Origin of the sequence: Geminicoccus flavidas (assembly GCF_009806515.1) — a bacterium.
Classification (GTDB): domain Bacteria; phylum Pseudomonadota; class Alphaproteobacteria; order Geminicoccales; family Geminicoccaceae; genus Geminicoccus; species Geminicoccus flavidus.
This window is the reverse complement of record NZ_WUJP01000459.1, coordinates 1-10,076: the sequence shown is the minus strand read 5'-3', so window position 1 is coordinate 10,076 and position 10,076 is coordinate 1. Positions and strand designations below refer to the sequence as shown.

Genomic DNA, 10,076 nt, shown 5'->3' with positions numbered 1-10,076 from the left:
ATGGCGACGCGCTGGTCAGGCGCATCCGGAACGCGCTCCCGCTGCATGTGGACCAGCAGCGCGCGCTCGCCGAAAAGTTCACCACCGTGGTCCGGGCCACGCTCAAGGGCACCATCATCGTGGCTGCCTTGCAAGGGGCGCTGGGCGGGCTGATCTTCTGGATCCTGGGCATCCATGCTGCCCTGCTGTGGGCGGTGCTGATGGCCCTGCTGGCGCTGCTACCGGCCGTGGGCGCGGCATTGGTCTGGCTGCCGGCCGCCATCTACTTCCTGATGACGGGTGCGGTATGGCAGGGCATCGTTCTGATGGCCTGGGGCGTGCTGGTGATCAGCGTGGTGGACAATGTCCTGCGCCCGATCCTGGTCGGCAAGGACACCAGGATGCCCGACTACCTGGTGCTGATCTCCACGCTGGGCGGCATCGCCATTTTCGGCATCCACGGCTTCGTGATCGGGCCGCTGATCGCCGCGATGTTCCTGGCGGTCTGGGACATCTTCGCGACGGCACGGGCCAGGGAGGGCCGAGTCGGCCGGTGATGCGGCCGGCCCCGGGATCTGCTCAGCCGCCCTTGACCGGTTTCCCGCCGATCACGAGGTTCGTCCCGCCGTCGAACAGGATCCAGCTCGACAAGGGCTCGCCGGTGGGCGGCGTGATGATGATCCGGCCGTTCAGCACCTCGTAGCGGCCGACCGTCTCCTGCTGGGTCGAGCCGCCGCTGAACCCGCCACCATCGTCGCCCGAGCCGGAGACCCCGACGAAGGCCGAACCGACCACCGTTCCGTTCTTGCGGAAGACCTAGTTGCGTTCGCTCGGCACCCCGCCGGTCAGGCCGAAGCTGGTATAGCTGACCGAGTGGATCGTGCCGGCGAAGCGGTAGCCCGCGGGCGGCACCTTCTTGGGGTACATGGTGACGCGGCCGGAATGGATGGCGCCGTCATTCATTATCTGCAGAGTCGCAGTCCGGCCGTCGAAATAGTGCATCGGCAGGACACCGGCGTTGATGACCGCGGCCGCACCGTCCAGCTCCGCTTGGCTGCTGACCTCGGCGGTGAACGCCAGAAGCTCATGGCGGTGGACAGGCCCACCGCGAAGAACGCCCGGAACGAGTTCCGGCCGCGGTCGTCCCTCGCCACGCGCATCAGGATATGGATTGGTCGGCGCCATTGGCCTCCCAGTGCCATTGGTTGGGGCTGGCCGGCGCGGTGCCTCGAAGACGGCCCGTGAAAGGGCTTCCTGCCAAGCTCGGATCGACATGGCCGTGCTGTTGCCCCGGTCGATGACGATCTGGCACTTCCGGCAGCGGTCGCGGTCGCCGTCATAATTGATCTCGAGCCGCCCGTCCGCCGCCCGCCGGCCGATGAACTTCCAACAGGGCGGCGGCGCGAAGATCAGGTTGGCCAACTGCCGCACAGACGGCTCTTCCGCCCGTGCGCCCGGCGGCACCGCCATGGCGGCCAGGAGCAGGAGCAGCGGGAGCCAGTGGCGGATGGCGCCCAAAGCGTGCCGCTGTCCGGTTCGAGGGATTCTCCGGGTCTGCATCATCGGTAGCCTCCTTGCGATGATGACCTGGTTCCGGAAGGAGCCGATCCTGCGGCGTCGCGTTTCCGGTACTTCCAGAGCCATTGGCCACCGGGCAAGGGTGCTGGCCGGTGATGAAGATCACCGGACCTGGGCCGCAGGGGCGATTAGGAGGCTGCCGGGATGGCCGCCACGGCGATCAGCAGGATTGCACCCAGGGCGATCAGGGCGAGGCCCGGCCAGTTCGCGCCGAGCCGGAAGGCGGTGACCCGGCCGGGCGGCTCCAGCGAGCCGGCCTGCGCCACCGGGCGCTCCGGGGTGCCCGCACTCAGCCGGCCGCGCCGGAGCGCCTGGGCCGCCAGGTAAAGGATCCCGAGAAAGATCAGCAGTGCGCCGAGCAGGGTCACGAACATGCCTGCCTCCACGATCCGGTAGCCGCCAGGGGACAGTAGCATGAAGGCGAGCGGCGATCCGCTGGCTCGTCATTGCGCGACAAGGCTGGGCCGGCGGGATCGGCATCGGTCCCAGGCAGCGTCGCGCAGGGAGGGCACCGGGCTTCCACCTGGCTCTCTCAGGCAAGTTCGGCCCGAGAACGGCATCCGCACCGGATATGAGCGGATGAGGCAAAGCGGCCGCGCCGGAGCCCGGGCTTTTCGGCCGTCCGCGCCGCCCACCGCAGCTTCGGCCGCCACACTTCATGCTTCCTTAGGAAGTGCCTGCTACAAGCGGGGCATGCGCAGAGGCTGGCCTGTGCAGCCGCAACCTGCTGTTCGAGGAACGGGATGGCGACGGTCGACGAGGTGAGGCAGCAGGTTGCTGCGCTGGACGGTGCAAGCCGATGGCTTGCATACCGGGAGATAAAGGCGCTGCGGGGCTTCTATGGGAAGACGAGCGCGTGGAGCGGCCGGCGCAGAGAGCCTACCAGGGAGGGTTCGGCCTTCTCGTGGCGACGAACCAGCGGCTGATCTTCGTGGACAAAGGCCTGATCTATGGGATCAGGGCCGAGGACTTCCCTTGCGAGAAGATCACCTCGATCGAATACCAGGCCGGCATCCTGTTCGGCGACATCACCATCCATGCGTCCGGCAACCGGGCCAGGATCGAGCAGGTCGACAAGCGCCAGGCAGCCGCCTTTGCCGACTTCGTCCGGGCGCGGACGACGCCGGTGTTCATCGTCCTGCGGCGCATGGTGCCGGTTCAGCCTCGGCGGACGTGTCGTGTCAAAGCTGGAGCGACTGGCAGCCCTGCGGACCGCGGGCGCCCTGACCGACCAGGAGTTCACAGACCAGAAGCGCCGGATACTGGCAGGCTGATGGGACGAGGCCGGCAAGAGGCTCCCGGTCCGGAGGGCAGCGGATCGGCAGCCCGCAGCGGCCGTTCAGGCCCGGACTAGCTCTTCACCGCCCCGGAGGTGAGCCCGGCGGTCATGTAGCGCTTGAACACGTAATAGATCACCGCGGGCGGGACCGCGTAGATCAGGCCGGTGGTCATGAGCAGTTCCCAGGGGGAGTCGTCGGCGGCCAGGAAATTGCCGAGTGCCACCGGCAGGGTCACGTCGGTGTCCCGGGACAGCAGGAGGAAGGCGTAGAGATATTCGTTCCAGGCCAGCAGCAGCGCGTAGACGCCGACCGCCACCAGGGAGGGCGCCATCAGTGGCAGGTAGACCAGGCGGAAGAGCTGCATGGGCGTGGCGCCGTCCATCACCGCCGCCTCGTCCAGTTCGCGCGGCAGCTTGTCGGAGGCCTGCTTGAGCACCCAGATCGCGTAGGGTGCTGCCAGCGTCATCATCGCCAGGATCAGCGCCCACTGGGTGTTGAGCAGTCCGTAGATGCCCATGGTCCGGTACATCGGCACGGCCAGAAAAGCGGCCGGGACGAAATAGGTGAACAGGGCCAGGTTCATCACCGTGCCGCCGAAGCGGGTCTTCAGCCGGCTGATCGAGAAGGCCGCGAAGGTGGCAACCACCAGGGTCAGGATGCCCACCATCGCGGCGATGAAGAACGAGTTCCAGAACTGCTGCCAGAAATTGCCCAGGAAGTGGTGGCGCTCGCTGAAGACGATGATGAAGTTGTTGAGGGTCGGGTTCTCCGGCCACAGCCGGCCTGACATCGCCTGATCCTTGGGCGAGATCGAGAACAGGAACAGATGGTAGATCGGCAGGATGGTCCACAGGAACACCGGGATGCCGATCAGGAGCAGCTTGGCGTCGGTGGCGACGCCGCGCAGGAACCAGCCGGGGCGACGGGGCGCGCTCATTTGGAGTACCGCTTCATCATGATGTAGACCAGCGGCAGCACCAGCGGCATCGCGCAGACGACCGTCGCGAGCGACAGGTCGACCTGGGCCAGGCGCAGGTAGCGGATGCCGAGCGTGGCGAGCACGTGGGTCAGGTCGGCGGGCCCGCCTCCGGTCAGGAGGTAGACGCTGTTGAAGTCGCCGAGCGTCCAGATCATCGAGAGGATGGTGCAGGTCACGTACATGGTCTGCAGCGACGGCCAGGTGACATAGCGGAACTTGTGCCAGCCATTGGCGCCGTCCACCGAGGCGGCCTCGTAGAGATCGTTAGAGATGGCGAGCCGCCCGGTCAGCATCATCAGCGTCCAGAACGGCAGCGACTTCCAGATATGGACGGCCATGGCCATGGTCAGGCCCAGCCAGGGCTCGTTCAGCCAGTTCGGCCCGTCCTCGAAGGTCCAGCGGAACCAGAGCTGGTTGACCAGGCCCCACTCGGGATTGAGCATGAAGCGGACCGACAGGATGGTCGGGATCGCCGGCACCGCCCAGGGCAGGATGAACAGCACCGAGAGCCAGCGGACCCACCAGCGCTCGTGCAGGAAGAAGCCGGACAGGAACAGGGCCAGCAGCATCTTCACGTTGATCGCGACGACCAGGAAGACCAGCGTGTTGACCACGGAGCGGCGGAAGATCGGATCGCCGAACAGGGCGACGTAGCTGGAGGGATGGCGCGCCAGCCAGAAGCCGTAGAGCACCGGGTAGAGCACGAAGGCCAGGAAGACCAGGATGTAGGGGACCAGCAGGACGAGGCCCCAGGCCTCGGCGGCGGTCCAGGGGCGGCGGACCTTGCTTTCGGGGGGAGCGCGGTCCGTTTGGACAGCTGCTACCGACATGGTTCGCCTCCGATCTTCCTGTTCTGCTGACCGATCAGGCTACGCCCTTGCAAAGGGTCCGTCATGGCCGAAGAACGGCCATGACGGATGGCCGTTGCTTCAGCCAGCCACTTCCTTGATGCGGGCGATCATCTCGTCCACCGCGTCCTCGACCGAGACGTTCTCATTGACCACGCGGTTCATCGCCTTGGCCCAGACGTTCTCGTTGTTGAGCTGGGTGAACTTCCAGTTCTTGGTGAACTCGAAGGTGACCGTGCCCGCCTTGAACTGGTCATAGACCGACTTGCGGTGCGGATCGGCCTGCCAGAATGGGCTCTCCATGCCGCTCTTGGTCACCGGGAACCAGCGGCCGAGCGAGCCTTCCACATAAGGCTGCAGGTTCTCGGGCTGCATCAGGAAGGCCAGGAACTCCTTGGCGCGCTCCTTGTTTGCCGCCTGCTGGAAAATCACGCCGGTCTTCACCGCGGAGCGGTAGACCATCGGCGTGCCGTCCGGCTTGGTCGGGAAGCCGCGGGTGCGGATCAGTTCCTCGTAGTTCTTCTTGGCCTGGGCGCGCTCCTCGTCGGAGAGAGCCGGATTGGTCATGTCGTCGAACCACTTGCCCGCGATCGAGATCGTGGCGTTGTGGGTGAGGATGGTGGTCTTGTTGTGGAAGGCGACGTTGTTGTCCGGGTCCTTCCAAGAGGTGGCGGACGGCGGCGCGCAGCCCTCGGTATAGGGCATGGTGTAGTCGGTGAGCGCGCCGACCAGGCCTTCCTTCACGCTCGGATCGTCGACCAACAGATTGCCCTCGTCGTCGACCAGCTTGACGTTGTAGGCGTCCATGAAGGTCAGGAACGAGAAGAAGCTGTCGGTCGAATCCACGCCCATCGGCTGGCCGATGCCGTAGATGCGCTGGCCGGTGGCGCCGCGCGCACCGGACTGGACATCCGAGCACCAGAAGTTCCAGAAGCCTTCCCAGTCCTCGGGAACGTCGCTCTCCTGGAAGCCCGCCTCCTGCAGCATATCGATCCAGTACTCGATATGCATGGTCTGGCGCTTGAGCGGGAAGGAGTAGTAGGCCCGCTGCTTGGTCGTGTCGTTGTAGAGATAGGTGGTGGACAGCGTGTTCTCGTCGAACTGGTCCTTGATCGGCTCCAGCACGCTGGTCAGGTCTTCCAGCTTGTTCTGGAACGCCCACATGGCGCCGGTCTGGAAGTCGTACGTGTCCGAGTAGGCGATGTCGGGCGGCGTGCCGCTGTCGAGTGCCGCCACGGTCTTGGGGATCATGTCCTGCACGGCGTACTGCGATAGCTCGACATTGACGCCGGTCTTCTGCTCGAACGCCTCGATCGCCTTGAACAGCGCCTCGTCCTCGGACCGGTAGAAGCCCTTCACCCACCAGACCGTCAGCGTCTCGGCCGAGGCGGGCGCGCTGGTCGCGACGAACATGGCGGCCGCACCCAGCAGCAGTCCGCGCTTGAGCAGGTCTCGTCTCATCCTTCTTGCCTCCCTCGCCGGCAGTGGGAACGACCCGTTACCGGCAAATGATATATCAGCCAAGAAGCCACAGGCGCACTCGGGGCGCAACGCAAGAACGCCCAGCGGCACTGGGCCCTCCTGGCCTTCTGGAGCGTGAAAATGCAGTTGGCGGGGGTAGGGTCAATAGCGTTCAGAGCGATCGGGCCCGCCCGGCGGGCGGCGCGTCCGGCTCCTTCCCTGCACGGGAAGGGCCGGCAGCGGGCGGGCCGGCGCCCGTCTGGCTGCGAACGCCCAGCGCAGGGTGCGGGCCACGCCCAGCGTGCCGATGCGGATGAGCGGGGTGCGAAAGTGCGGCACGGACAGGCCGTGCATCTGTGCGGCCCAGCCCGGCAGCAGGTCGACCGCGGCGTCCATCGCAAGGGCGTGCAGCGGCGCCATCGCAGCCGTCGATGCCGGCTTGGTGAGGATCAGCCGCGCCACGTCCCGGGTGGATTCATCGCAGCGCAGGCGGGGCCGCATCGCCTGGATCAGCGCCCTGGCCTCCGCACGGTTGCGCGGCACGGGATCGGCCCCGAGCGCCAGGCCTACCTCGGCCATCTCGGCGAAATAGCGGTCCTGGTCGGCCATGAGCATGCCGGGCTCGCCATAGCGGATCCAGGAGCGGAGAAAGCAGCTCGCCTCCGCCACGTGCACCCAGGCCAGGAGGTCCGGGTCGCTGGCGGCATAGGGGGTGCCGTCCGGCAGCGTGCCCCGAACCCCGGCATGGATGCGGCGCACCCGCTCGATCGCCGCCAGGGCCAGGGCGCGCTCGCCATAGGTGGTGACCGAGACGAACCGTGCGGTCCGCCGCAGCCGGCCATGCATGTCGGCCCGAAAGTTGGAATGGTCCAGCACGCCGGCGAGCACGGCGGGATGGAGCATCTGGAGCAGGAGGGCCGCAACGCCACCCACCATCATCGACGCCACGTCGCCATGGACCCGCCAGGTCACCGAGCCCGGGCCGAACAGCCCGTCGGGATGGCGCAGGACTGGCTTCTCGCCGCGCGCGCCGTCGTTGAAATAGGCGGCCACGCCGCCAGTGATCGCGGCACGCAGCGGCTGGACGAGCCTGCCCGGCAGGAAGGACGGCGGCATGTAAGGGCGTTCCTCGCTCCGATCTCCCGATCATGGAGTTAGGCGGGGGCCGGGCTGCGGCAAGCTCCGGTCACGAGGCGGCGCACTCGGGAAGGCGCTGGAGGTCCGGACTGTTTCTGAGGTCGTCGGCGCTCGCGCACAAGGGGGAGCCGGCCTTACGCATGGTCTCGACGGGGCGCTGCCGTTCATCCTCGTTCCACGCGGGATCGAGAATGGCAAATCCTTCGACACTGATGTGCGGGAACTGCGCGATTGTCTCCGCTACAGCCGCACGCGCTTCCTCTCCAAGGCCCAGCGCCGCCAGCGCCGCAGCTCGGAGCACGTGGTCGAACAGGTTATAAGCTTCGCGGGGCACCCGGTTCGCAAAGTGCAGGGCATCTTCGTACCTGCCAGCCATGAAGTAAGGTGTAGCGGTAGGTGCGGAAGGCATAGGCTGGCAACTGCGGGTTAAGGCGTATTACCCGAAGCGCCGCCTCTACGCCCTTCTCCGGTTTGCCATAGCTGCTTGCCCAGGCAGCATAGATGGTCAGGATGTCAGCCGATCCGGCGTGAGGCTGAGCGCCCGCTCATGCTCGGCCTCGGCACGGGCAAGATCGCCCGTCGCCCCCAACATGTTGCCGAGTGCTGCGTGTGCTTCCGCGTCAGCAAGGTCCAGTTCAACCGCGCATCTCGCAGCATCGAGGCTCAGCTGGCGCAGACCGGGTGCTGGATCGGGAAGGGCCAGCAGCGTATCGTAGCACCAAGCCGCGGCGGTTCAGGCACGGGCGAAGCCAGGATCGATCGCGAGGCTCTGCTTGTGCAGGCGAAGGGCCTGGTGCACGCCCTCCGGGGTCAGACGGTGCTGTACTTCCAGACCGAGCAGGTAGAGATCGTAGGAAGCCAAGTCTTCCGGACGCTTGCGCTTTGCCGCCGTCTGCCCGGCAACGATTATCATGCCGGTGAAGCCGCCAATCTTGCCGGTGATCTGCTCGGCGATCTCACTCTGGATCTCGAAGACATCCTGCGTCGGCCGGTCCCAGCACTCCGACCATGCGGATCGTTCTGCGTGTCGACGAGCTGGGCGGTGATCCGCATCCGGTCGGCCTCTCGCTGGACCGAGCCCTCCAGCACGTAACCGACGTCCAACTCCTCGCCGACCTGGCGCACGTCCACCGCCTTGCCCTTGTAGACCTCAATGGAGTTGCGCGCGATCACGTCCAGACCGCGGAAGCGGGCGAGGTCGGTGATGGTGTCTTCGGTGATGCCGTCGGCAAGCCGGCCGGTCGCAGGGTCGCCGCCCAGGTTCGCGAAGGGCAGCACGGCGGTGGCTGAGCTGGTGGAACGCGCTTCCTGCGGCCACAGCCACCAAGCGGCCCCGGCCGTCAGGAGGACGGGCAGCATGGCGGCGACGGCGGACTGCCACCAGCCGGCGCGCAGCCAGGGGCGGGCGCGGCGGCCCTTTCGGCTGCCCAGCCGCACACGGTAGGCGCGCACGAAGCGCTCGATGTTCTTGACCCGCTGCTCGCCGGCGAAGTCCAGGGTGACATCCAGCTTGCTGTGGAGCTGGTCATAGGCCGTGCCGGAGATCATCACGCCGCCAGCCTCTGCCAGCTGTTCCAGGCAGGCGGCGACCTTCACCCCGTCGCCGTAGAGGTCGCCATCGGCCTCGCGGATCACGTCGCCCAGATTGATGCCGATGCGTAGCCAGATGCGTTCACTGCCGGGCAGCCTGGCCTCGCTCGGCTATGCCCCTCTGGATCAGCACGGCACAGCGCACCGCATCGACCACGCTGGCGAACTCCGCCAGCAGGCCGTCGCCCATGAGCTTGACCACATGGCCCTGATATTCGGCGGTCAGCGGCTCCACCAGCTCCTGGCGGTGCGCCTTCAGCCGGGCGAGGGCGCGGTCCTCGTCCTGCTCCATGAGCGCGGATTATTCCACCACGTCGGCCGCCAGGATCGCCACAATCCGCCGTCCGGTTCTGGTCGCCATCGCTGCCCCCGGGCGGGACGAGGGGAGCATAGCATGGGAGGGCGCACGCGCCCGATCCTCATCCTCGCAGCCGCCGAGCCAGGAGCGGCGGCACGGCCACCACCAGCACCGCCAGGATCAGGATGGTGAGCGTGAGCGGCCGGGTCAGCACCGCCACCAGGTCGCCCTGGGAGATCGACAGGGCGCGGCGCAGCTGCTCCTCGGCCATGGGGCCCAGGATCAGGCCGATGATGCAGGGGGCCACCGGGATGTCGACCCGGCGCATCACCCAGCCGACCAGGCCGAACAGGAGAAGCAGGACGAGGTCGGTGATCGAGCGGTTCAGGCTGTAGACGCCCAGCGTGCTGAACACGAGGATCCCGCCATAGAGCAGGTGCTGGGGGATCGCGAGCAGGCGCACCCACAGACCCACGAGCGGCAGGTTCAGGACCAGCAGCGCCAGGTTGCCGATATAGAGGCTGGCGATCAGGCCCCAGACCAACTCGCCGCTGGTGAGGAACAGGAGGGGCCCCGGCTGCAGGCCGTATTCCTGGAAGGCCGCCAGCAGGATCGCGGCGGTGGCGGAGGTCGGCAATCCCAACGTGAGGAGCGGGACCAAGACGCCGGCCACCGCGGCGTTGTTGGCGGCCTCCGGCCCGGCCACGCCCTCGATCGCACCCTTGCCGAACTCCTCGGGCCGGGAGCTCAGCTTCTTTTCCAGCGTGTAGGACACGAAGGTCGGGATCTCGGTGCCGCCGGCCGGCAGTGCTCCGAACGGGAAGCCGATGAAGGTGCCGCGCAGCCAGGGCTTCCAGGAGCGCCGCCACTCGCCGCGGGTCATCCAGAGCGAGCCCTTCACCGGCTCGATCTCCTGGACGCGCAGG

At 67.1% G+C, this 10,076-nt stretch carries 14 protein-coding genes; 2 read left to right on the top strand and 12 right to left on the bottom strand.

The genetic code is table 11. The annotated features are described in order from the left end of the window. The coding region (locus tag EQG76_RS12885) for an AI-2E family transporter (RefSeq protein WP_159713923.1) at positions 1-536 on the top strand (536 nt) is incomplete at its 5' end. 22 nt (positions 537-558) lie between these two features. Here EQG76_RS12885 and EQG76_RS12880 read toward each other — a convergent pair. From EQG76_RS12880 to EQG76_RS12870, 3 genes are all read right to left on the bottom strand, one after another. Then, entirely contained in the window at positions 559-774 is a 216-nt protein-coding gene (locus tag EQG76_RS12880) for a hypothetical protein (RefSeq protein ID WP_159713921.1), read from the bottom strand. A 21-nt stretch (positions 775-795) separates the two neighbouring features. Then, entirely contained in the window at positions 796-1,542 is a 747-nt protein-coding gene (locus EQG76_RS12875) for a hypothetical protein (RefSeq protein ID WP_159713919.1), read from the bottom strand. A 143-nt stretch (positions 1,543-1,685) separates the two neighbouring features. Beyond that, positions 1,686-1,973 carry a hypothetical protein gene (locus EQG76_RS12870; RefSeq protein ID WP_159713917.1) on the bottom strand — a complete coding sequence of 96 codons (288 nt, stop codon included), beginning with the start codon at positions 1,971-1,973 and terminating at the stop codon, positions 1,686-1,688. 383 nt (positions 1,974-2,356) lie between these two features. Here EQG76_RS12870 and EQG76_RS33900 point away from each other — a divergent pair, with 383 nt between their 5' ends. Continuing rightward, a complete protein-coding gene (locus EQG76_RS33900) occupies positions 2,357-2,911 on the top strand; it encodes a PH domain-containing protein (protein WP_235031344.1) in 555 nt (184 codons plus the stop codon). On the opposite strand, the gene EQG76_RS12860 is transcribed toward EQG76_RS33900, so the two are convergent. From EQG76_RS12860 to EQG76_RS12825, 9 genes are all read right to left on the bottom strand, one after another. Further along, positions 2,908-3,774: a carbohydrate ABC transporter permease gene (locus EQG76_RS12860; RefSeq protein WP_159713915.1), complete on the bottom strand. Its 867-nt coding sequence runs from the start codon at positions 3,772-3,774 to the stop codon at positions 2,908-2,910. The two genes, EQG76_RS33900 and EQG76_RS12860, sit on opposite strands and share 4 nt — an antisense overlap. After that, a complete protein-coding gene (locus tag EQG76_RS12855; protein ID WP_159713913.1) occupies positions 3,771-4,646 on the bottom strand; it encodes a carbohydrate ABC transporter permease in 876 nt (291 codons plus the stop codon). Before EQG76_RS12855 ends, EQG76_RS12860 begins: the two co-directional genes overlap by 4 nt. Before the next feature lie 99 nt (positions 4,647-4,745). After that, the gene (locus tag EQG76_RS12850) at positions 4,746-6,125 is read right to left on the bottom strand and encodes an ABC transporter substrate-binding protein (protein WP_159713911.1); all 1,380 of its coding nucleotides are present in this window, start codon (positions 6,123-6,125) and stop codon (positions 4,746-4,748) included. Between the two features lie 162 nt (positions 6,126-6,287). Next, a complete protein-coding gene (locus tag EQG76_RS12845) occupies positions 6,288-7,241 on the bottom strand; it encodes an oxygenase MpaB family protein (RefSeq protein WP_159713909.1) in 954 nt (317 codons plus the stop codon). A 70-nt stretch (positions 7,242-7,311) separates the two neighbouring features. Further along, a complete protein-coding gene (locus EQG76_RS12840) occupies positions 7,312-7,638 on the bottom strand; it encodes a hypothetical protein (RefSeq protein ID WP_159713907.1) in 327 nt (108 codons plus the stop codon). A gap of 357 nt (positions 7,639-7,995) precedes the next feature. Next, positions 7,996-8,124 (bottom strand): hypothetical protein, encoded by a 129-nt coding sequence (locus EQG76_RS32790; RefSeq protein WP_255476521.1) that lies wholly within the window; start codon positions 8,122-8,124, stop codon positions 7,996-7,998. 47 nt (positions 8,125-8,171) lie between these two features. Beyond that, entirely contained in the window at positions 8,172-8,897 is a 726-nt protein-coding gene (locus EQG76_RS12835) for a hypothetical protein (protein ID WP_235031343.1), read from the bottom strand. 37 nt (positions 8,898-8,934) lie between these two features. Next, positions 8,935-9,144, bottom strand: a complete 210-nt coding sequence (locus EQG76_RS12830) for a hypothetical protein (protein ID WP_159713905.1) — start codon at positions 9,142-9,144, stop codon at positions 8,935-8,937. A gap of 127 nt (positions 9,145-9,271) precedes the next feature. After that, the coding region (locus EQG76_RS12825) for a tripartite tricarboxylate transporter permease (RefSeq protein WP_200840777.1) at positions 9,272-10,076 on the bottom strand (805 nt) is incomplete at its 5' end.